The sequence below is a fragment of the Arthrobacter sp. NicSoilB8 genome (genome assembly GCF_019977355.1).
Taxonomy (GTDB): domain Bacteria; phylum Actinomycetota; class Actinomycetes; order Actinomycetales; family Micrococcaceae; genus Arthrobacter.
In genome coordinates this window covers 3,889,246-3,911,290 of record NZ_AP024655.1, presented here as the reverse complement: position 1 = coordinate 3,911,290, position 22,045 = coordinate 3,889,246, and the positions used below count along the sequence as shown (strand labels likewise).

Here is a 22,045-nt window from a genome sequence, read left to right as displayed (position 1 = left end):
GGACCTGACCATGCCAGTCGTACTGGAAAACCTGGGCAAGCGCTTCGGCAGCGGCGCCCCGGTGCTGGACGACGTCAACGCCACCATCGAGCAGGGTGAGTTCGTTGCCCTGCTCGGTGCGTCCGGCTGCGGCAAGTCCACTCTGCTGAACATCATGGCGGGACTGGAGGCCCCGACGTCGGGCGCCCTGGAGGTGCCCAGCGACGGCGCCGCCTTCATGTTCCAGGACGCGGCATTGTTCCCCTGGCTGACGGCCCGGGAGAATATCGAGCTGGCCCTGAAGCTGCGCGGCGTCGGGAAAGCGGACCGCCGCATCAGGGCGGGGGAGCTGCTGGACCTGGTGCACCTGGGCGGAGCGGGGGACAAACGGCCCCACGAACTCTCCGGCGGGATGCGCCAGCGCGTGTCCCTGGCCCGTTCCCTGGCCCAGGACCGGCAGCTGCTGCTGATGGATGAGCCGTTCGCTGCCCTGGATGCGATCACGCGCGACCTCCTCCATGACGAGCTTGAGCGCATCTGGAAAGAAACCGGCCGCACCATCGTGTTTGTCACCCACAACGTCCGCGAGGCCGTCCGGCTGGGCCAGCGCGTGCTGCTGCTCTCCTCCCGGCCCGGCCGCGTGGTTCAGGAATGGAACGTCACCGAAGAACACCGCACCGACGCCGGCCTGGCCGGCCAGCTCACCGGCGTCATCACCGCCCGGCTACGCGAGGAGATCCGCCGCCATGCCAAGTAACCAACTCCCCGTAGCCGTAGCCGAAGCCGTAGCGGAAGCCCCGGCCGAGGCCCGCGCCGAGACCCCGGCCGAGACCCCGGCCGAGACCCGCAAAGTGCACGCCGCCCTGACCCGGTCCTCCAGCGGCAAGGAAGACCTGCGCGAACTCGAAGCGGGCCTCGATTCCCTCCAGTCCGACGCCGTCCGCAAGGCCCGCATCGACTGGAGCCGGATCCTGCTGCCGGTGGCCGCGCTGGCCGTGCTGGTCATCCTCTGGCAGTTGTATGTGTCCCTGGGCTTCAAGCGGCGCGACATCGTGCCCGGCCCGCTGGATGTCCTCGGTCAGATCGGAACCCTGTGGGGCGAGGGCAAGCTGCAGGAGGCCGTCTGGACCTCGCTGCAGCGCGGCGTCGTCGGCTTCCTGATCAGCGTGGTCATCGCGACTCCGGTGGGGCTCCTGCTGGCACAGGTGGCACCGCTGCGGCGCGCCTTCGGACCGCTGATCTCCGGGCTGCAGGTGCTGCCGTCCGTGGCCTGGGTGCCCGCGGCCATCCTCTGGTTCGGCCTCACCGACGCCACGGTGTATTTCGTGGTGTTCATGGGCGCCATCCCCTCGATCATCAACGGCCTGATCTCCGGCGTGGACCAGATTCCGCCGCAGTACCGCAGCGTCGGCAAGGTCCTGGGCGCGTCCCGGCTCCAGCTTGCCCTGCAGATCATCCTGCCGGCGGCCCTGCCCGGATACCTCGGCGGCCTCAAGCAGGGATGGGCGTTCTCCTGGCGCTCACTGATGGCCGCGGAAATCATCGCCGTCGGCGGCACGATCGGCTTCGGCCTGGGCTCCATGCTGGACCAGGGCCGCGTCCTGTCCGACATGACCATCGTGATGTCCGCGATCCTGCTGATCCTCGCCGTCGGCATCCTGATCGAACTGCTCGTCTTCGCCCCGATCGAAAAGCGGCTCCTTCGCCGCCGGGGCCTCCTCGCCGGCAGCACCCGCTAACCGCCGCCCCCCCAAGCAACGCCCCTCCAAGCAACGCGGGGTCACTTACGGCCCATAATCCTCGGGCAAAGTCAATCAGTGGTAGCAACGCGGGGGGTTAGGCTGCGTGCAGCAGCTGGTTCAGCCGGTTGGCTGGGGTTTCCAGGTTCAGGGTGGGCCGGGGCCGGCGGTTGAGTTTCGCGGCGACCTGCCGGAGGTCCTCCGGGGTGTGAACGGAGAGGTCCGTGCCTTTCTCGAACCAGAACCGCAGGAGCCGGTTGGTGTTCTCGTTGGTCCCGCGCTGCCAGGGCGAGTGCGGGTCGCAGAAGTAGAGCGTGGTGTCCAGGGCGGTTTGGATCCGGGCGTACTCGGCCAGTTCCGTGCCGCGGTCCCAGGTGATTGAGCGGCGCAGGTGTTCCGGGAGGCTGGCCATCTCCCGGATCATCGCGGCAGCGACGGTGTCGGCGGTATGGTCCCCGGGAAGGTGGAGGAGGATCGTGAACCGGGTCGAGCGTTCCACCAGGGTGCCGATCGCGGTCCCGTCGGAGCCGATGATGAGATCACCTTCCCAGTGGCCCGGGACGGCCCGGTCCTGGACCTCGGCCGGGCGCTCACTGATCTTGAACGCTTCCTTGTAGGGGCTGTTCTTGGTCCGGTCCGCGGCGTGGGGAACCCGTTGCTTCCGCTTCAAGCTGAGCTTCTCGGCCAGATCTGCCCGCAGACTTCCGCGGGATTGGACGTATAACGCCTGGTAGATCGTTTCGTGGCTCACCTGCATAGTCTGATCGTCGGGGAAGTAGAAGGCCAACATCGCCGAGATCAGTTTCGGGCTCCACCCGTCATCCATCCACACCCCGATCAGCCGGCAGAGCGTCTCGTCCCCGGCCAGCTTCAGCGGTTTGGGCCGGCGCCGGCCCTGATGGGCCTTCGTGTGGGCGACCGAGGCGTAATACACCCCGTCCGCGCTGGTGTTCCGGTTCACTTCCCGCCAGACCACCGACTTGTCCCGGCCAATGGCCTCGCCAATTGCGGCGTAGCTGAGCCCGCTGCGCCGGCCCATCTGGATCATCCCCCGCTCAGCCAGATTCAACGCCCGGCCCCCCGGACCTTCCACCGTCGGTGCCGGATCCGCAAGACCGCCGACCGCCCCCATGTTCACAGCCATCATCTGGCCAGACTGCGCCCACCACCGCCTTCCGGTCCCATGCATGACCCCGACACGCCGGGCCGCGGCGACTATCGACATCCCACCGCACACCATGTCAACGAAGTCGGTGCGGGTATTCGGAGGAAACAACTTGACCATAAAACGCTCCATCGATCAGAGCGTTGCTACGACCATATGACTTTGCCTCGGGTCTATGGGCCGTAAGTGACCCCGCGTTGCTTTTGCTGCGGCTTCTTGTCCGGGCACGGGCACAGGCCTACACTCGCGGCTATAGGCCGGTCTGCGGCCCGTTCCAAGACTGATTCCAAGACTGAATCAGGAATGAATCCAAGGAGATAGCTGTGGCAGCAAAATTTGGCGTGCTGGCCCTGGTCGAGGCCAAGCCGGGGAAGGAGCAGGACGTCTGGGACTTCCTCAACGGCGGCCGCGAGATCGTGCTCAACGAGCCCGGTACGCGGACCTGGTACGCCTTCCGGGTCAGTGAGAACACGTTCGGCATCTTCGACACTTTCGATACCGAGGGGGACCGGCAGGCCCACCTCAACGGCGCCATCCCCGCCGCCCTCGGCGAACACGGTCCGGCCATGCTCGCCAAGGACCCGGACATCAAGCTGATCGAACTCATCGCAGTGAAATAGCCGCGAAATCGCGGTGAAATAACGGTCACATAGCTGTGAGATAAGGCCGCCAGCGGGCGTCGCGGCCCCGCGGCGGCAATTGCCACTATGTGACGCGGCGTTACCTTGCGTGAACTGGTGTTTCCGCACCGTTGTTCCGCCATGTGACGCCGCCCTATCGTCGATGCATGGCAATACAGGACATTTACCCCACGGCGCTGCGCCTCCTCGGCCGCCCCGTGCTGGTGGTCGGCGGCGGGCCCGTGGCCGCGCGGCGCGCCAAGGGACTGCTCGACGCCGGAGCCCGCGTCACCGTTGTGGCCCCCGTAGCCTGCCAGGCGCTGGCCGACCTCGCCGACGGCGGCCTCCTGACCTGGGAGTCCCGCCCGTACCGGGCGTCCGACGTCGGCGCCGTCTGGTTCGTCCAGACCGCCACCGGCGATGCTGCCGTGGACGCTCAGGTTGCCGCCGACGCCGAGGCGCAGCGCATCTGGTGCGTCAACGCCTCCGACCACGAATCCTCCGCCGCCTGGACCCCCGCCGTCGCGGTCGTCGACGACATCAAGATTGCCGTCAACGCCGGGGGAGACCCGCGCCGCGCCATGGCCCTGCGCGACGCCGTCGCCACCGCACTGGAAACCGGCGACCTGCCGCTGCGCCGGCACCGTGTCTCCGGCGCAGGTCAGGCCGCCGGCTCCGTGGCCCTCGTGGGCGGCGGACCCGGCGATACCGGACTCATCACCGTCCGCGGCCGCCGGCTCCTGGGCCAGGCCGACGTCGTGGTCGCGGACCGGCTCGGCCCGCGCGAGCTCCTGGCCGAACTCGCCCCCGACGTCCGCGTGATCGAGGTCGGCAAGACCCCCGGCCACCACCCGGTCCCGCAGTCCGAGATCAACCGGGTCCTGGTCGATGAGGCATTGCAGGGCCACCGCGTGGTCCGGCTCAAGGGCGGGGACCCGTACGTCCTGGGCCGGGGCGGCGAGGAAGCCGAGTTCTGCCGGCAGCACGGCGTGGACGTTGAAGTCGTCCCCGGCGTCACGTCCGCGATTTCCGTGCCCGCCGCTGCCGGCATCCCCGTGACACACCGCGGGCTCGCCAAGGGCTTCAGCGTGGTCACCGGCCACGAGGAGCTCTCCGAGGTCCCGGCCCGCGCTGACCACACCGTGATCCTGCTCATGGGCGTGGGCCAGCTCCGCGAATCCGCGGCCTCCCTGGCCCGCGCCGGTTTGCCAGCAGGCACGCCGGTTGGCATCGTAGAGAACGGATACCTGCCCGACCAGCGGGTGACCATCGGGACGCTCGGGACCATCGCGGACCAGGCCGAGGCCGCCGGCGTCGCGAACCCGGCCGTGATCGTGATTGGCGACGTCGTCCGCGTCAGCCCGTTCGCGCCGTCGCACTTCAAGACCGCGGACTTCAGCACCACCACACCGAACGCTCCCCGCTCCAGCAAGACCCGCGTACTGACCCCGTAGCCCCACCCAACTAGCTCGCAGCAGGGGCCGTTATGAGCCCTCATAACGACCTTTGCTGCGAGTCAGTTGGGCCGTGACAGAAAAAGGAACACAGCCGTGTCAACTAGCACCACCGTAGGAACCGCCGCCCGCCCGCTGCGCGTCGCCGTCGTCGGCTCCGGCCCCGCCGGCGTCTACGCCGCGGACATCCTGACCAAGAGCGAGGCCGTCAAGAGCGGCGAACTCACCGTCAGCATCGACCTCTTCGACCGCTACCCGGCACCCTACGGCCTGATCCGCTACGGCGTGGCCCCCGACCACCCCCGCATCAAGGGCATTGTCAACGCCCTGCACAAGGTCCTGGACCGCGGCGACATCCGCTTCTTCGGCAACGTGGACTACGGCACGGACCTGTCCATCGAGGACCTCCGCACCCACTACGACGCCGTCATCTTCGCCACCGGCGCCATCAAGGACGCGGACCTGAACATCCCCGGCATCGAGCTCGAGGGCTCCTACGGCGGCGCCGACTTCGTCTCCTGGTACGACGGCCATCCGGATGTGTCCCGCGACTGGCCGCTGGAGGCCAAGGAGATCGCCGTGATCGGCAACGGCAACGTGGCCTTGGACGTGGCCCGCATGCTCTCCAAGCACGCCGACGACCTCCTGGTTTCCGAGATCCCGGACAACGTCTACGCCGGGCTCAAGTCCTCGCCCGTCACCGACGTCCACGTGTTCGGCCGCCGCGGCCCCGCCCAGGTCAAGTTCACGCCGCTGGAGCTGCGCGAACTCTCCCATTCCAAGGACGTCGACATCATCCTCTACGCCGAGGACTTCGAGTTCGACGCCGAATCCGACCGGCAGATCCAGAGCAACAACCAGACCAAGACCATGGTGGGCACGCTCACCAACTGGATCGCCGAACAGCCCGAGGACCTCTCCGAGCTCAAGGCCTCCCGCCGGCTGCACCTGCACTTCCTGCACAGCCCGGTGGAGGTGTACGACGGCGCCGAGACCCCGGGCCGCGTCGCCGGGATCAAGTTCGAGCGCACCGAACTGGACGGCACCGGCAACGCCCGCGGCACCGGCGAGTTTGTCGACTACCCGGTCCAGGCCGTCTACCGCGCCATCGGCTACTTCGGCTCCGCCCTCCCCGAGGTCGAGTTCGATCACAGCAAGGGCGTTGTACCGAACGACGGCGGACGCGTCCTGGATGCCTCCGGCACCCACGTGCCGGGGATCTACGCGACCGGCTGGATCAAGCGCGGACCCGTGGGACTGATCGGCCACACCAAGGGCGACGCCCTCGAAACCGTGACCTACCTGCTCGAGGACCGCGGCAACCTGCCGCTGGCCGCGGCGCCCGCCCCGGAAAAAATCGTCGAACTCCTGGAGAACCGCGGCATCCAGTACACGAGCTGGGAAGGCTGGCTGGCACTCGACGCCCACGAGCGCGGCCTCGGCGAGACGGCCACGGCGGCCGGCGCATCGCACGGCGTCGAGGTCACCCGAGAGCGCATCAAGGTGGTCCCGCGCGAGGAGATGGTCGAGATCTCCCGCGGCGGAGTGGCCGCGGAGGTCTAACGCACCCACAGAGCAACGCGGGGTCACTCCGCGCCCATCCCCGGCGGGATTATGGGCGCGAAGTGACCCCGCGTTGCTTGGAAGCGTGGAAACCCTGGCGGTAGTCAGTAGGCTTACCGTCATGGAAGAGCACGTTTCGCCCGGGGCCGGCCAATGAGGCTCCGGCACAGCAACGCGTCCGGCCGCGGGTACCGCAGGGTCCCCGCCGGAACCGGTTTCAGCTACAAGGACCTGGACGGGTCCACGCTGCCGCCCGGTCCCGTGCGCGACCGGCTGGAGCACATCGGCATTCCGCCGGCCTGGACGGACGTCTGGATCGCCCCGTACGACAACGGGCACATCCAGGCCACCGGGTTGGACGCCGTGGGCCGCCGGCAGTACATCTACCACCCCAGCTGGCGCGAGAAGAAGGACCGGCTCAAGTTCGACCGGGCCCTCCAGCTTGCCGAAACGCTCCCCGCCGCACGCCGGCTGGTGACCCTGGACCTGCGCTCCGACGGATTCAGCCGGGAGCGCGTGCTGGCGGCCGCGTTCCGGATGCTGGACAGCGGCTCGCTCCGGGTCGGCTCGGAGCGGTACACCAACGAGAACGGCAGCCACGGCCTGGCCACCTTGCTGTGCGCCCACGTCCGCGTACGCCGGGACGAGCTCAGGCTCAGCTTCCCGGCCAAGAGCGGCAAGACCTGGGAATCACGGATCGACGACGGCGACCTCGCCGCCGTGGTGCGCCAGCTCAAGCGGCGCGGCGGCAACGCCCGGCTGCTGGCGTACAAGGAAGGCGGCCGCTGGCATCCGGTGTCCAGCCCGGACATCAACGCATACGTCAAGGAGCGCACGGGGGAGGACTTCACCGCCAAGGACTTCCGCACCCTGCGGGGAACCGTGGCGGCGGCCGTCAGCCTGGCCCGGAGCGGGCCGCAGTCCAAGGTGGCCGCCCGCAAACGGGCGGTGAGCCGGGCCATGGTCGACGCGGCCGCGGTGCTCGGCAATACGCCGTCGATTGCCCGCAAGAGCTACGTGGACCCCCGGCTGCTGGACCATTTCGCCGCCGGCGAGACGATCGATCCCAAACGACTGGATTCCGCCGAATCCGAGGTCCGGGCCCTGCTGTACCAGGAAGGTGCCGTGGTCCCCCTGCCGGCCAAGGCCCTGCCCGCCAAGGCCAAGGACCTGCCCGCTTAGGCCGCTGCGCAGCTGCCTGTCAGAACTGCCCGTTGATGAACCCGATGATGATCGCCGTCCACCAGCACACCTGCGAGATCCCCAGGCAGGACATCATGTGTACCCGCTGGCCGAGGGTCAGGTCCGTGAACGAGGAATCGGACGGCAGCCGGGCCAGCCGCCGCATGAGCGGGATAAGCAGGATGCCGTTCAGGCTGAGCACCAGCACGGCGGCGAGCTTGACGTCTGTCATCGGGTTGGTCAGGTGCGGGTTCAGGAACACGCCGGTGGCCAGCATGCCGGCCAGACCGCCCCAGATCAGCGGGGTGGCCGCCCCGTCGAGCCGGATGATTTCACTCAGTTCGCGTCTGCCGATAAGCCACAGGAAGCCGTGCCAGTCCACCAGGATGATGGCGCCGAAGGCCACCACGAGGAACAGCACGTGCAGCACGACGGCGATGCTGTGGGCAAACGTGTCGACATGCACCGCGGTGGACAACGTAACCGACAACAGCCACGCTACGGCGGCCGCTGCGCACAGGGCTACCACGAGGCGCCGGGTGGACCGCTCGGATTCACGGTGCCGTCTGATCGTGCGCCTGCTGACGGGGATGTAACTCATGACATACCTCTGCGAGACCTGCCACCGGTGGCCGTCCCAGCACGGCCCGAGGACTAGCTCCACGATAGCCCCGGGGGTGGCCTCCAACAAGGAAACCGCACCCGCGACGTTCGGCTACATCCGTCCAAAACGGGCGCGCACCAGGGCGAATCCGCCGTAGGCGATGAAGCCCGCCCCGATCGCCAGGAGCAGGTACGGGCCGAACGGGTGCTCCCGGAGCGCCTTGAGGCTGCCGTCCAGGCCGGTGGAAGAATTGGGGTCGTTAGTCGCCGCGGCGGTCACGAACAGCAGTCCCGTAAGAATCAGCGCCAGCCCTTTCGCGACGTGGCCGGCGACCCCGAGCGCGCTGAGCAGCTTGCCCCGGCGGGTCCCTTCGAAGCGGGGCAGTTCCTCCTTGAACTTCTTCCCGAGGCCCTTGACGATGAAGTACACGCCGATCCCGATGATTGTCAGGCCGAGCCCGATCAGGGCCGGTATGCCGAAGGGGCCGTGCACGACCGCGGCGCTGAAGTCCCGCGTTGAGTCTCCTGAGTCACCGGGTTGGCCGAGTGCGAAGCCGGCGAAACTCAGCCCTACGCTTCCGTAGGCAATAGCGAGGAAACCGGATGAGACGAGTTTGCCCATCCGGTCGCCGCGCGGAAGGTGCCGGGCCCGCAGGGTCGCTTCGCTCAGCTGCCAGAGCGAGAGCCCCGCGCAGGCGAGACAGCCCGCCCACATCACGGCCGGGCCCCAGGGGTTGGCGGCAAGCTGTCCGATGGCGCCGGTGGGTTCGGCCTGGCCGGGGGCGCCCAGGACCAGGGCGACGGCGATGGCCCCGATGACCACGTGCAGCAGCGCCATCACGGCGAAACCCGAACGTGCGACGACGTCGAGCACGCTGCTGTCTGACGCCGCCTCGGCGGCGTCGGCGGCGCCGCCGATGGCGGCTTCCAATCCGGACTCTTGTTCTGCCATGACGGTGCTTCTGAACCTCATTTGCTCCGGCGGGTCGGTGTCGTGCCCGGTGTTGAGCCCAGGGTTGCGCCCACGGGCCCGATTCTACGCGGCACGAAGCGGGAACCGCGGGGGCTATCACGTTGGTGCTAAGTATGCTTACCATAGCCGAGGCGTTGCAGCCCGTGGACGTCCCGTTGCTGGCAGCCTCGGGGCCTCCGCGGTTTCGGCTTCGAAGACAGACGAGAAGACAGACGATAGGAAGCTCACCATGGCAGGAAATCTTGTTGCCCGATCCATTCATGACCTGACGGCGGCCGCCTGGTTCGGCGGTTCGCTGATGGGTGCCATCGGGCTCAACGGAGCTGCGGCGGAAGCCAAGGACCCAGCGGAACGTACCCGGCTGTCAAGCCTGGGCTGGAAGAAGTGGGCGCCCTACCAGGCGGCCGCGTTCGGCGGGCATCTCCTCTCCGGACTGGCCATCATGTGGGAGAACAAGGGCCGGATGGCCAAGCAGGACGGCGTCACGCGCCTTAGCGCCTACAAGTCCGTCGTCACCCTCGCCGGCGTGGCCGTGACCCTGTACGCCGGCTTGCAGGGTGCAAAGGTGGAAAGGCTGGCCGCAGAGGGAGCCAAGGGCGCCACCGAGCCTAAGCCGGAAGCCTCAGAGGAGCTGAGGGCCGCGCAGCAGCAGTTGAAGATCCTGCAGTGGGCCATTCCCGTGTTTGCCGGCTGGGTGATTGTCCTCGGCGCCAAGCACGGCGAAATGCAGCGCCCGATGAACGTCCTGAAGGGCCTCGTCCGCTAGATCTTGGACGCGGGCACCGCCACGAAAAGCCCCAACCCCTGAGGGCCGGAACGTGGCGTTCCGGCCCTCAGCAGTTGCGGATGCGCTGACGCAGCCCCTCACTGACGCGGCAACGGCTCACGCGGCGGCTGGCACCGCGGCCTTGGCCTGTTCCTTCGGGTGCCGGGCCCGCAGGATCAGCTTGAACAGCTCGCCAAGGAGCAGCAGCACCACGGCCGGCACGAGGCAGTTCACCCACTGCGCACCGGTGAGCGGAACGGTCCCGAACAGGTCCTGGAGGACCCGGATCTGGGTGATCAGCATCGAGCCCACGAAGGCCCACGCGAACGCCCAGAGCAGCTTCGGGTTGGACACCGTGGAGGGCCCGAACGCGCTCTCCTCGGGGAACCGCAGGTTGAGCGCGACGGCGATGTTCATGAGCCCCAGGCCAACAATGGCCATGCTCTGGCCGATTTCCAGTGAGCCGTAGGTGGTCTTGCCGATCTGCACGAGAACCAGCGTCGCGGCCGCCATGAAGAGCCCGACGACGAGCAGTCGCACCATCATCGACCGGACGATGATCGGCTGATTGAAGGGCCGCGGCTTGCGGTCCATGATGCCCGGCGTCGCGAGGTCCAGGCCCATCACGGCGCCGATGGGGGCGACGATCGCCATGTGGATCCACAGCACCTGCGCCGGGCTGAGCAGCGCCGTCCCGGCGATCGCGAACGCCGATGACCCGATGAAGGCCAGGATGAACATGAACAGGTTGGCGACCTGGATCCGGATGAACTTCTGCAGGTTGTCATAGACCAGCCGGCCCTGCTCGACGGCGGTGACGATTGTGGCGAAGTTGTCGTCGGCCAGGATCATCTTGGCCGCTCCCTTGGCGACATCGGTGCCCGTGATGCCCATGGCGATCCCGATGTCCGCCGCGGCGATGGCGGGCGCGTCATTGACGCCGTCGCCGGTCATCGCGACGACGTGGCCCTTTCGCTTGAGGACCTGGACCAGCCTGACCTTGTGCTCGGGGGCCACCCGGGCAATCACGCCGATCCCGTCCACCTGGCTGTCGGCCTCGGAGTCGCTCATGGCGGCGAACTCTGCACCGGTGACCGCGCGGCCCCTGATGCCCAGTTCCTCGGCGATCGCCGCCGCGGTGACGGCATGGTCGCCGGTGATCATCCGGACCCGGATGCCGGCGTGCTTGGCCTTGGCGATGGCGGCCACCGCCTCAGCGCGCGGCGGGTCCACCTCGCCGATCAGCGCAGAAATCTCCAGGTCCTGCATCAGCGCCATCAGGTCGCCCGACGGCTGGAACGTTGCCGGGTCGAACTCGCGCTGTGCCAGGGCCAGCACCCGCCTGCCCTGGCTGGCGATGCGATCGTTCGCGGCCAGCACTTTCGCCCGCGATTCGTCGGTGAGGGGCTCGGCGCGGCCGCCCGGCATCCGCCCGGTCGAGGACCGGTTGAGGACGACGTCGGGCGCCCCCTTCACGTAGGCCCGGATGACAGGCCTGCCGTCGGCGCCAGGCATCCGGTGGAAGGTGGCCATGAACTTGTAGTCGGAGTCAAAGGGGACGGACGCCACCCGCGGGTGGTTCCTGCGGAATTCCGTGACGTCCACGCCGCCCTTCTGCGCGAGCACGTACAACGCGGCCTCGGTGGGGTCGCCGATGACTTCGCCGTCCTGGATGTCCGAGTCGTTGCACAGCGCGCACGGGAACATCACGTAGTCCAGGTCGTGTTCGGCGTCGCCGGTGGTCCGTTGGACCTGGCCATCGAAGCTGTAGCCCTCACCGCTGACGGTGTAGTGGTGCTGCACGGTCACGATTTCCCGCACCGTCATCTGGTTCAGGGTCAGGGTCCCGGTTTTGTCCGAGTTGATGGCCGACGTGGAGCCCAGCGTCTCAACCGCAGGCAGGACCTTCATGATGGCGTTCTTCTTGGCCATGTTCACCGAGCCGACGGACAGGATCGTGGTGACGACGGCGGGCAGCGCATCCGGGATGGAGCCCACGGCCAGTGCCACGCCGATTCCGAAGAGCACCGCGAAGGACTCGCCTTGGGCCAGGCCCATCACCACGATCGCGACGAACGCGAAGAGGGCCGCAATGATGATGAAGATGGTGAGCCGGTCCACCTGCTTCGTGAGGGGGGTCTTCTCCTCCTTTTGTCCGGACAGCATGTTGGCGATGTGGCCGACCTCTGACCCCATGCCGGTGGTGGTCACAAGGATCTCGCCGTGGCCCCGGGTTACGTTGGTGTTCATGAACGCCATGTTCACGCGGTCGCCGATGCCGACGTCGTGCCGGTGGATGGCAGCGGTGTCTTTCTCGACGGCAACGCTCTCGCCGGTCAGGGCCCCCTCCTCGATCTGGAGGGTTGCCGCCTGGATCACCCGGCCGTCGGCGGGGACGCGGTCACCGGCGTCGACCACCACGATATCGCCTGGCACAATCTGCTCGGCGGGGACTTCCGCCATGACGCCGTCGCGGCGCACCTTGGCCATCGCTTTCATCATCTTGCCCAGGGACGCGGCGGCCTCTTCGGCCTTGCCCTCCTGGTGGTATCCCAGCCACGCGTTGAACAGTGTCAGCAGGGCGAGCCCGATTGCGGTCCCGTATTCCTCGATCAGCAGGCTGACCAAGGCGGCGACCACGAGCACGATTTGCATGTAGTCCCGGTAGTGCTTGAAGAACCGTTTCCAGACCGGCTCCTGCTTCGCCGCGGCCAGGGCGTTCGGCCCGTACTCCTGCAGCCGCTGCTGCGCCTCGGCCGCGCTCAAGCCGCTGGCCGGGTCCACCCTGAGTTCGGCTGCAACCTCCGCCGGTGCCAGGGCGTACCACGTCGCGTCCGCTTCGGTCGCGGCCAGCCCTGCCGCCGCTCCGGGATTGTCGTTCATGACTTCCTCCTCATCGCCGTGGCGCCGCTCAGAACGGGGTCGGGATGCGCCGGACCGCCAGGGTCGGCTCGCGGTAGTCGCCGGCCTTCTGGCGCTTCGGGAGCTCGACGTCGAGCCCCGGGAACGGCTCGTAGGGCACCTGGCTGAGCAGGTGGCTGATGATGTTGAGCCGGCCGCGCTTCTTGACGTCGTTGTTCACGACATACCAGGGCGCCCAGGCGGTGTCGGTGGCCTCGAACATGGCGTCCCGGGCCCGGGAATAGTCGTACCAGCGGCTGTAGGACTTGAGGTCCATCGGCGACAACTTCCACGTCTTGCGGGGATCTTCCCGCCGGCTCTCCAGACGCCGGGTCTGCTCGTCCGGGCTGACCTCCAGCCAGTACTTGAGCAGGATCATTCCGGAGTCGACCATGGCCTTCTCAACCAGCGGAGTCATATTGAGGAATCTCTCGGTCTGCTCCGGGGTGCAGAAGCCCATCACGCGTTCCACGCCCGCACGGTTGTACCAGCTGCGGTCGAAGATGACGACCTCACCGGCCGCCGGGAAGTGCGACATGTAGCGCTGGAGGTACATCTGGGACTTCTCCCGCTCCGTCGGCGTGGGGAGCGCCACCACCCGGAACACCCGGGGGCTCACCCGCTCGACAATGCGCTTGATGGTGCCGCCCTTGCCGGCCGTGTCGCGGCCCTCGAACACGATGCAGATCTTCGCTCCGGTGGACTTCACCCATTCCTGCAGCGCGACGAGTTCGCCTTGCAGGACGGCCATCTCCGCCTCGTATTCCTTGCGGGGCATCTTTGTCTTGGATTGCTCACCCTGACCGTCGGCGCTCTTGTTCTTTTTCTTCTTCTTGCCCACCATCGACCTCCTCGCGGCGTACTTGCCGGGGCAATCACAGCACTGAGACACCCGACGAGACTGACATTCGATGAGACCGGCACTTCCGTCCCGGGACTGGGGCTGAAGTGCAGGTGCCCCCATCGCGGGCACCCTCGTACAGCGTCTACCACTCATAGTCTTGACCGGGGCCGGAACCCGGTCTACGGCACTAAGACCCTAATGGGGCGCAGTGCCGGCCCGGGGCGAGCGCCGGGCACGCCAAAGAGCCGGCCCCTGCTGCTGGGCGCAGGGGCCGGCCGTCTGAACCGGCCGGGGTGCGGCCGACGATGGCAATCCGCACGGCTGCCGCGGGCCTGGCCGCGAGGCCGGAGCGCGAAGGGCGGATGCCACTGAGACAGAGCATCATCCGGCCACCTTGGAAAAACCCTAGGAGGTTACTCCCGGAGCCACTCCGCGCAGGAGTTCAGGTTCCGGGTGACGCTTTCGACGGCGGCCGCCTCGTCGCGCGCGGCGATCGCCGCCACCAGTTCGTCGTGGCCCTCCAGCGGCAGTCCGTTGAAACCTCCACGCCGCTGCTGCCGGAGCAGGTCGTTGTGGAAGACGACGCCGAAACTGACATACAGCTCGTGCAGCAGCGGGTTGGCGGACGCCTGCGCCACCCGCACATGGAAGTCCCAGTCCGCGCGGGCCCACGCGGGGTAGTCCTCGGCCAGCCACGCGACGCGGCGTGCGGTGAGCAGTTCGCGGAGGGCGGCGACGTCGTCGGCCGTTGCGTGACGGGCGGCGAGCCGGGCAGCCTGGGTGTCCAGCCCGACGCGGACCTCGAGGATGTGCTCCTGGGAATGGTCCTCGTACATCCGCTGCGTGGCCCCGGCGATCTCGCTGATGGCCCGCACGTACGTGCCGTCCCCGCGGCGGACCTCGAGCATGCCGCTGTGGGCGAGTGCCTTGACCGCCTCGCGCAGGGTGCCGCGGGACACGCCGAACGCGGCCATGAGCTCCGGCTCGGCCGGAATGCGCTGCTGCAGCGGCCACTCGCCCGAGTGGATCAGCGCCCGCAGCTTGGCCGTGATTTCCTCCGCCAGCGGCGGGCGGTGCGAAGCGGTGAGTGTCATCGCCGGGCTCCTTCTGAGGGCCGCGCAGTGGCGCGGGGTGCGGCGGGGCGCTGTTCTGTGTGGCGGGGTTCGGCGGGGCGCGGTTCCGTGGGCTTGGCCGTCAGGAGATGGCCTACGACGATCTGGCCCAGGGCCACGGCCAGCAGGAGCGCCAAGGGCAGCGTCCAGGAGTTGGTGGCGCTGTGCAGCAGGCCCATCCCGAACGGCCCGAGGGTTGCCAGCAGGTACCCGGCGGACTGGGCCACGGTGGACAGCGCGGTGGTCTCGGCCGTGGTGCGGCCGCTGCGGCTGATCATCACCATGACCAGCGGGAAGATCCCGAGCCCGAAGCCCAGCAGCACGGCGGTCAGTGGAGCCCAGGACGTCGGCACGACCAGCATCGCGAGGACGCCGAGGGCCATGGTCACGGTGGCCAGATAGAACGCGGTCCGCAGCATCCGGGGGCGTGAGCCGATGGCGACCAGCACCATGCCGGCCGGGACGGAGACGAGCTGCATGAGCCCGAACATCAGCCCGCTGTCGGACGCGGAGAGCCCTGTCGTGGCCAGCATGTAGGGGAACCAGCTGAGGACGGCGTAGGCCAGGAGCGCCTGCACCGTGAAGCCCAAGGTGATCATCGCGCCGGTGCGGGTCCGCAGCAGGGGCCACGGGGAAACCCGGGCGGCCTTGCCGGCGGCCGCGTTGCGGTGGGCGTGCACCGCGATCGGGAGGAAGCCGAGGCAGGCGGACAGGGCCAGGATGCCGATGGAGCCGACGCCCGCGGACGGCGAGCCAAGCGCCTGTGCCACGGGAACGATCAGCACGGCGGTGACCGTGGCGCCGGTGGTCATGGTCAACGTGTAGATGGCGGTCATGAGGGACGTGCGGTCCGCGAAGTGGACCCTGATGAAAGAGGGCATGGCCACATTGCAGATGGCCAGCCCGGACATCCCGGCCACGGTTCCCGCGAGCAGCATTCCGGTGGAGGGAATGCCCCGGAGCAGCAGCCCCGCGGCGAGCATCACGAGGGAGAGCAGGATGGCTTTTTCCAGTCCCAGCTGCCGGGTCAGCCACGACGTGGCCGCTCCGGCCACGGCGAAACACAGCGTGGGGATCGAGGGGAGCAGGGCCGCGATCAGCGGCCCGTACCCCAGGACAGCCTGCAGGTCGTGGAAGAGCGCGGCGGATCCGGTGATGCCGGCGCGCAGGTTCAGCCCGATCAGCACAAGCGCCACGACGCCGGCCACCACTACGCCGCGCGGGCGGCCGGTGCCGGGTGGAGCTGTCTGGGGAAGGGCGGAAACCGCCGTGCTGCTAGCCATACGTACCATGTCTAAAGGTTAGACGTTTGATGTTTGAGTCTCAGCCTTTAGTGGCGAATATCTCCGAAAGAGACAACCTCCGGAATGCAACCTCCGTAAGCAACCCCCTGAAAGCAACGCGGGGTCACTTCGCGCCCATGCCGGGGCCTCGGATGGGCGCGAAGTGACCCCGCGTTGCTTGGGGGTGTGGTGTCAGTGCGGGTGCCGGGCGTTGAGCCGCTGCACCGCCAGTGCGAGCCAAAGCTGCACCCGGTCCGGTGTCTGGGCCGGGTCGTACCCGGTGAGTTCGGTGATCTGAGCCAGCCGGTAGCGGACGGTGTTGCGGTGCAGGGTGAGTTCCTCGGCAACGGCGGCCACCGAGCCGTTGTTGCTGAGGTAGCTCTCCAGGGTGGTCATGAGTTCGGCGCCGTGCGCGGCGTCGAAGGTCCGCAGGGGGTTGAGCGATTCGTTGGCCATGTCCGCCAGCGGGACGTCCTCGCTGGCCAGCAGCAGCGAGGTCAGGCTCAGCCGCTCGGGCTCGTTGACCGGCAGGCCGTGGCTGGCCGCGTCTCGGGCCTCGAAGTAGCTCCAGCGCAGGCCGTTCGGCTTGGTGTAGGCCCCGCCGATGCCGATGGTGGCGTGGATCCCGGCCTCGGCCAGGTGGTCGCTGAGGCTGCGGGCACGGGCGCTGGCGCCGCTGCCGTCGTCGGGCATCACCACCACCAGGTCCTTCCCGACGACGGCGCTGACCGCCGCCTCCAGCGGCTGCGGCAGGGAGGAACTGACGAGCTGTTTGTGGTGGGCCGCCGATTCGGCGAGCAGGACCACATTCTTGCGGGTGCTGTTGATGCCGACGCCGGCGAGGCGCCGGGTGGCTTCGGACGTCTCGAGCGTCCCGTGGATGACGTCCTCGAGGACCTGGCCGGCCAGCGCCCGCTGGGCCTGGCGCTGCTTGACCATGTTGTTGAGTTCGACGCTGATGAGGTTCTGGGCGTAGCCCACGATGCCCGAGTCTTCGAACGGCTGCTTGACCCACAGCGTGCAGGCATCGCGGCGGCCGGTGGGGATGGGGTAGGAGGCCCAGCCCTCGGCCCTGGGGGCAGGATGGCTGGGCGCGCTGTTGTACAGCTGTGCCGTGAACTGGGTGAGGACGATCTCGGTGCGCAGCATCGACCCCAGGTGTTTGAGGAGTTCGGCGAGGCCGCCGCCGGTCAGGAGCGCCCTGGCCAGGATCTGGTGCCCGGCGATGAGCCGCTCGAGCTTGACCAGGTGGTCTGCAGACTGGGCATCGGCCACCAGCTTGCCGATCGCGATGAACGGGGTCTCATAGGGAACCTCCACCACCGGCAGTCCCCAGCGGTTGGCCTCGGCGATCAGGGCCGGCGGCACGGCGTCGTGCGTCAGGCCGACGCCGAAGCCGATGCCCACTGCGCCCGCCCGCTGGACCTGGCGCACGAAGCGGCGCTGCTCGGCCGCGCTCTTGAGCCGCATGCCCGTGGTGAGGATCAGTTCGCCGCCGTTGAGGAACCGCTGCGGATCCTCCTGTTCGGTGACGGCCACCCAGACAATGTCCTGATGCCAGGTGGTTTCGGCGAGACCGGCCTTGGCGAGACGGAGGGAGGGAACCCCCAGCAGGGCGGCGAGTGAAATGGCCATGGATAAAGGATAGCCGCGCGCTGGTCAAGCGCACTAAAGCATTGCGGGCATGGTGTGCAGGTGCCTATTCCCTGGCTTGCCCCGCTGGCATAGGCTCGTGACCAGTCACACATCCGTCCTTGGCAGTAAGAAAGAGGTTGTACACCGTGGTTCAAACCTTGCAGAACTTCATCAACGGCGAGTTTGTCACCCCCGCCGGCACCGGGTTGCTGCCCATTGTGAACCCCACCAATGGTGATGTGGTGGCACAGGCGCCGATCTCTGTGCAGGCCGACGTCGACGCTGCCATGACGGCTGCCAAGAACGCCTTCAAGACCTGGAAGCACACCACGCCCGGGCAGCGCCAGCTCATGCTGCTCAAGCTCGCGGACGCCGTCGAGGCCAACAGCGACGAGCTCGTGGAGGCCCAGCACCGCAACACCGGCCAGGTCCGCTCTCTGATCGCCTCCGAGGAAGTCGCCGCAGGCGCCGACCAGCTGCGCTTCTTCGCCGGGGCCGCCCGCATCATGGAAGGCAAGTCCGCCGGCGAGTACTTCGAGGGCCACACCTCCTACGTGCGGCGGGAACCGATCGGCGTCGTCGCGCAGGTCGCCCCCTGGAACTACCCGTTCCTCATGGCCATCTGGAAGATCGGGCCCGCCCTGGCCGCCGGCAACACCGTGGTCCTCAAGCCCTCGGACACCACGCCGGAATCCACCCTGGTGCTGGCCCGCCTTGCCGGCGAGATCTTCCCGGCCGGCGTGCTGAACGTCGTCCTCGGCACCGGCGAGACCGGCGCCATGATGGTGGAGCACAAGGTCCCCGGCCTGGTCTCCATCACCGGGTCCGTCCGCGCCGGCATCGCCGTTGCCTCGGGCGCCGCCAAGGGACTCAAGCGCGCCCACCTGGAACTCGGCGGCAAGGCCCCCGCGGTGGTGTTCGCCGACGCCGACATCAAGAAGAGCGCCGCGGCCATCGCCGAGTTCGCCTTCTTCAACGCCGGCCAGGACTGCACCGCGATCGCCCGCGTGCTGGTGCAGGACTCCGCCTACGACGACCTCGTGGCGGCCCTCGTGGAGCACACCAAGACGCTCCGCACGGGCTCCCAGAACGACGAAGACAACTACTTCGGCCCGCTGAACAACGTCAACCACTTCAACACGGTCAAGTCCCTGGTGGAGTCCCTGCCGGAGAACTGCCGGATCGAAACCGGCGGACACCAGGCCGGGGACAAGGGGTTCTTCTTCGAGCCCACCATCGTCACCGGAGCCAAGCAGAGCGATGACATCGTGCAGAAGGAAGCCTTCGGCCCGGTCATCACGGTGCAGAAGTTCAGCAGTGAGGAAGAGGCCGTGGACATGGCGAACGACGTCGACTACGCGCTCGCCTCCAGCGTCTGGACCTCCAACCACGGGACCGCGATGCGCCTGAGCCGCGACCTGGACTTCGGCGCGGTCTGGATCAACACCCACATTCTTCTGACCGCCGAAATGCCGCACGGAGGCTTCAAGCAGTCCGGCTACGGCAAGGACCTGTCCATGTACGGCGTGGAGGACTACACCCGCATCAAGCACGTCATGAGTGCGCTCGATGCATAACGCAGTTGCATAACGCAGTTGCATAACGCAGTTGCATAACGCACATCGCAGCCGCACCACTGAACCTGACGCATAACTCGCGCGCTTCACCCGCACGCTTAGAAAGGCTTTCCCATGACCACCACCGCGCATGACATCACCTACCGGCTCGAGCAGAAACGCCGCGTCCAGGCCGACTTCCCGGGCCCCAAGTCCGTCGCCCTGACCGAGCGCCGCAAGGCGGTCGTCGCCGCCGGCGTCGCGTCCAGCGTTCCGGTGTTCGTGGCCGACGCCGACGGCGGCATCATCCACGACGTCGACGGCAACTCCTTCATCGACCTCGGCTCCGGCATCGCCGTGACGAGCGTCGGCGCCTCAGACCCCGCCGTCGTCGGCGCCGTGAAGGAAGCCGTGGAGCACTTCACCCACACATGCTTCATGGTCACACCCTACGAGGGCTATGTGGCCGTCGCCGAGCAGCTGAACCGCCTCACCCCGGGTGACCACGAGAAGCGCACCGTGCTCTTCAACTCCGGCGCCGAGGCGGTCGAAAACGCCATCAAGGTGGCCCGTCTCGCGACCGGCCGGGACGCCGTCGTCGCGTTCGACCACGCCTACCACGGCCGCACCAACCTGACCATGGCGCTGACCGCCAAGGCCATGCCGTACAAGACCAACTTCGGCCCGTTCGCGCCCGAGGTCTACCGCATGCCGATGAGCTACCCGTTCCGCGAGGAAAACCCGGACATCACCGGTGCCGAGGCCGCCAAGCGCGCCATCACCATGATCGAGAAGCAGATCGGCGGCGAGCAGGTTGCCGCGATCATCATCGAACCCATCCAGGGCGAGGGCGGCTTCATCGTCCCGGCCGAGGGCTTCCTGCCGGCACTGGCCGCGTGGGCCAAGGACAAGGGCATCGTCTTCATCGCCGATGAGGTCCAGTCCGGCTTCTGCCGCACCGGAGAATGGTTCGCCGTGAACCACGAAGGCGTCGTCCCGGACATCATCACGATGGCCAAGGGCATCGCCGGCGGCATGCCGCTCTCCGCAATCACCGGCCGCGCCGACCTCCTCGACGCCGTCCACCCGGGCGGCCTCGGCGGCACCTACGGCGGCAACCCGGTGGCCTGCGCCGCCGCGCTCGCCTCGATCGGCTCGATGGAGCAGTACGGCCTCAACGCCCGTGCCCGCCACATCGAGGAGGTCGCGCTGGGCAAGCTGCGCGAACTCGCCGCTGAAGAGTCCGTGATCGGTGACGTCCGCGGCCGCGGCGCCATGCTGGCGATCGAACTCGTCCAGGCCGGCTCCAAAGAGCCGAACCCGGAGCTGACCAAGGCCGTCGCCGCAGCCTGCCTCAAGGAGGGTGTCATCATCCTCACCTGCGGCACCTACGGCAACGTCATCCGGCTGCTGCCACCGCTGGTGATCAGCGATGAGCTGCTGCTGGACGGCCTCGCGGTCCTGGCCGCGGCCATCAAGGCCAACGCCTAGCCTCGAACCCCACGAGCTGCCGGGAAGGCGATCCCTTCCCGGAGACCGGCCTTGCCCGCACAGCGGGAGAGCCAACGGAAGAGCCGCGGACACATCGTCCGCGGCTCTTCCGCCGTTTCCGGTCCGAAATGCAACGGCCTCAGCCCGCCCGGCGGGCTGCCGGGCGGGCTCCAAGGCCCGCCTGCAAGCCCGCCCGCCTGCAAGCCCGCGCGGCTCGAAGCCCGCGCGGCTCGAAGCCCGCCCGGCTCCAAGGCCGCCGGCTGCGGCGCGCCTGCTGGTCTAATGCTGCGGCCGTCTACTTCCAGGCCGTCGCGTCCAGCTGGATCGCCACCACATACAGGTGCTGGCCCTGCTCGATCTTCTCCACCTCGTAGACGCGCACCTTCGTCTCCGGGACCGGGCTCATCGGGCGGCCCACACCAATCCCATAACTCAGCACGCCCTCGAAGTCCCCGGCCGGCGCGTAGCTCGTGAGCGCCTTGTAGCCGACCGCCGGCGCGGGGGCGCTCGTCACGGTGCTGGCCTTGCCGTCCGCGGTGTGCGCCTGGGCGCCGCGGAACGTCACCTCAAGAATGGTTCCCGTGCCCGGCATCTCAATGGGCAGGCCACTGCCGTCCGCGACGAGTTCGGGGACCACCTCGACGTCGTAGCTGGGGAATCCGCCGTTGAACCGGAAACTCAGCTGGTCATAGGGAGGCGTGTCGGCGGGGTGCTGCCCGGCGCCGATGGCGTACAGCGTCGGCAGGGGAGCCGCCGGCGGCGGTGCGATCGGCACCGGGTTCTGGTGGTCCGTGTGGAGGGGTGTTGTCGGCCCGGGCACCGACCAGTCGTGGGTGATCGTGGAGGAGATCACCTTGTCGCCGGGTTGCGGCGGTGCCGTCTCGTCAGCATCGCCGGTCGCTGACGGCGACGGGCTCGCCGTCGCGGTGGCGCTGGCGGACGGGGACTGCGACGGCGGCTGGCTGCTGGCGGAGGGCTGCGGGGCGGGCGGCGTGCAGGCGGTCAGGGCCAGCAGGAGCGCCAGCGCCCCCACCCCGGCATTGCGCACCCTGGCATTTTGCGGTCCTGTCCAGCGGTGGCAGCCGGCATTCATGATGGTCTCCCCTCGACTATCCCAGCCTAGGCCCGGAAGATTGTGCTGCTCAGGGCCATAAGTCACCACCGTTTCTTGGTCCTGCT

General features: G+C 68.2%; 17 protein-coding genes and 1 pseudogene. 9 read left to right on the top strand and 9 right to left on the bottom strand.

Going from position 1 to position 22,045, the window contains the following annotated elements:
• The first annotated feature begins 10 nt into the window (after nt 1-10).
• Nucleotides 11-736, top strand: coding sequence for an ABC transporter ATP-binding protein (locus LDO15_RS17630; protein WP_223980556.1), 726 nt, complete (start codon nt 11-13; stop codon nt 734-736).
• Nucleotides 726-1,718, top strand: a complete 993-nt coding sequence (locus LDO15_RS17625; RefSeq protein ID WP_223980553.1) for an ABC transporter permease — start codon at nt 726-728, stop codon at nt 1,716-1,718. Before LDO15_RS17630 ends, LDO15_RS17625 begins: the two co-directional genes overlap by 11 nt.
• Before the next feature lie 97 nt (nt 1,719-1,815).
• On the opposite strand, the pseudogene LDO15_RS17620 reads toward LDO15_RS17625, so the two are convergent.
• Nucleotides 1,816-2,787, bottom strand: a pseudogene (locus tag LDO15_RS17620) (IS30 family transposase); the annotation flags it as partial.
• 419 nt (nt 2,788-3,206) lie between these two features.
• Between LDO15_RS17620 and LDO15_RS17615 the strand changes: the two are divergent.
• From LDO15_RS17615 to LDO15_RS17600, 4 genes are all read left to right on the top strand, one after another.
• Nucleotides 3,207-3,503, top strand: a complete 297-nt coding sequence (locus LDO15_RS17615; RefSeq protein WP_223980550.1) for an antibiotic biosynthesis monooxygenase — start codon at nt 3,207-3,209, stop codon at nt 3,501-3,503.
• A 167-nt stretch (nt 3,504-3,670) separates the two neighbouring features.
• Nucleotides 3,671-4,957, top strand: coding sequence for a uroporphyrinogen-III C-methyltransferase (gene cobA, locus LDO15_RS17610; protein WP_223980547.1), 1,287 nt, complete (start codon nt 3,671-3,673; stop codon nt 4,955-4,957).
• A gap of 96 nt (nt 4,958-5,053) precedes the next feature.
• On the top strand, nt 5,054-6,520 hold the full coding sequence (locus tag LDO15_RS17605) for an FAD-dependent oxidoreductase (protein ID WP_223980544.1): 1,467 nt from the start codon (nt 5,054-5,056) through the stop codon (nt 6,518-6,520).
• Nucleotides 6,521-6,673: 153 nt separating this feature from the next.
• On the top strand, nt 6,674-7,702 hold the full coding sequence (locus tag LDO15_RS17600; protein WP_223980541.1) for a DNA topoisomerase IB: 1,029 nt from the start codon (nt 6,674-6,676) through the stop codon (nt 7,700-7,702).
• A 19-nt stretch (nt 7,703-7,721) separates the two neighbouring features.
• Here the strand turns inward: LDO15_RS17600 and LDO15_RS17595 are convergent, their stop codons facing one another.
• Together LDO15_RS17595 and LDO15_RS17590 are read right to left on the bottom strand one after the other, a co-directional pair.
• Nucleotides 7,722-8,303 carry a hypothetical protein gene (locus LDO15_RS17595; RefSeq protein WP_223980538.1) on the bottom strand — a complete coding sequence of 194 codons (582 nt, stop codon included), beginning with the start codon at nt 8,301-8,303 and terminating at the stop codon, nt 7,722-7,724.
• A gap of 114 nt (nt 8,304-8,417) precedes the next feature.
• A complete protein-coding gene (locus tag LDO15_RS17590) occupies nt 8,418-9,257 on the bottom strand; it encodes a DUF1206 domain-containing protein (RefSeq protein WP_223980535.1) in 840 nt (279 codons plus the stop codon).
• 250 nt (nt 9,258-9,507) lie between these two features.
• Between LDO15_RS17590 and LDO15_RS17585 the strand changes: the two genes are divergently transcribed.
• On the top strand, nt 9,508-10,044 hold the full coding sequence (locus LDO15_RS17585) for a hypothetical protein (RefSeq protein ID WP_223980532.1): 537 nt from the start codon (nt 9,508-9,510) through the stop codon (nt 10,042-10,044).
• Nucleotides 10,045-10,161: 117 nt separating this feature from the next.
• On the opposite strand, the gene LDO15_RS17580 is transcribed toward LDO15_RS17585, so the two are convergent.
• The 5 genes from LDO15_RS17580 to LDO15_RS17560 form a co-directional block, all read right to left on the bottom strand.
• Complete coding sequence (locus LDO15_RS17580) at nt 10,162-12,927, bottom strand: HAD-IC family P-type ATPase (RefSeq protein ID WP_223980529.1); 2,766 nt, start codon at nt 12,925-12,927, stop codon at nt 10,162-10,164.
• Nucleotides 12,928-12,955: 28 nt separating this feature from the next.
• Entirely contained in the window at nt 12,956-13,789 is an 834-nt protein-coding gene (gene ppk2 / locus LDO15_RS17575; RefSeq protein WP_223980526.1) for a polyphosphate kinase 2, read from the bottom strand.
• A gap of 413 nt (nt 13,790-14,202) precedes the next feature.
• Nucleotides 14,203-14,883 carry a FadR/GntR family transcriptional regulator gene (locus LDO15_RS17570; protein WP_223980524.1) on the bottom strand — a complete coding sequence of 227 codons (681 nt, stop codon included), beginning with the start codon at nt 14,881-14,883 and terminating at the stop codon, nt 14,203-14,205.
• A complete protein-coding gene (locus LDO15_RS17565) occupies nt 14,880-16,184 on the bottom strand; it encodes an MFS transporter (protein WP_223980523.1) in 1,305 nt (434 codons plus the stop codon). The genes LDO15_RS17570 and LDO15_RS17565 overlap by 4 nt, the downstream gene beginning before the upstream one ends.
• 192 nt (nt 16,185-16,376) lie before the next feature.
• Complete coding sequence (locus LDO15_RS17560; RefSeq protein WP_223980522.1) at nt 16,377-17,819, bottom strand: PucR family transcriptional regulator; 1,443 nt, start codon at nt 17,817-17,819, stop codon at nt 16,377-16,379.
• A gap of 146 nt (nt 17,820-17,965) precedes the next feature.
• Between LDO15_RS17560 and LDO15_RS17555 the strand changes: the two genes are divergently transcribed.
• Together LDO15_RS17555 and gabT are read left to right on the top strand one after the other, a co-directional pair.
• The gene (locus LDO15_RS17555; RefSeq protein WP_223980521.1) at nt 17,966-19,396 is read left to right on the top strand and encodes a gamma-aminobutyraldehyde dehydrogenase; all 1,431 of its coding nucleotides are present in this window, start codon (nt 17,966-17,968) and stop codon (nt 19,394-19,396) included.
• A gap of 114 nt (nt 19,397-19,510) precedes the next feature.
• Nucleotides 19,511-20,866, top strand: coding sequence for a 4-aminobutyrate--2-oxoglutarate transaminase (gene gabT / locus LDO15_RS17550; RefSeq protein ID WP_223980520.1), 1,356 nt, complete (start codon nt 19,511-19,513; stop codon nt 20,864-20,866).
• A 295-nt stretch (nt 20,867-21,161) separates the two neighbouring features.
• Here gabT and LDO15_RS17545 read toward each other — a convergent pair whose 3' ends face one another.
• Entirely contained in the window at nt 21,162-21,914 is a 753-nt protein-coding gene (locus LDO15_RS17545) for a hypothetical protein (RefSeq protein ID WP_223980519.1), read from the bottom strand.
• Between the last annotated feature and the right edge of the window lie 131 nt (nt 21,915-22,045).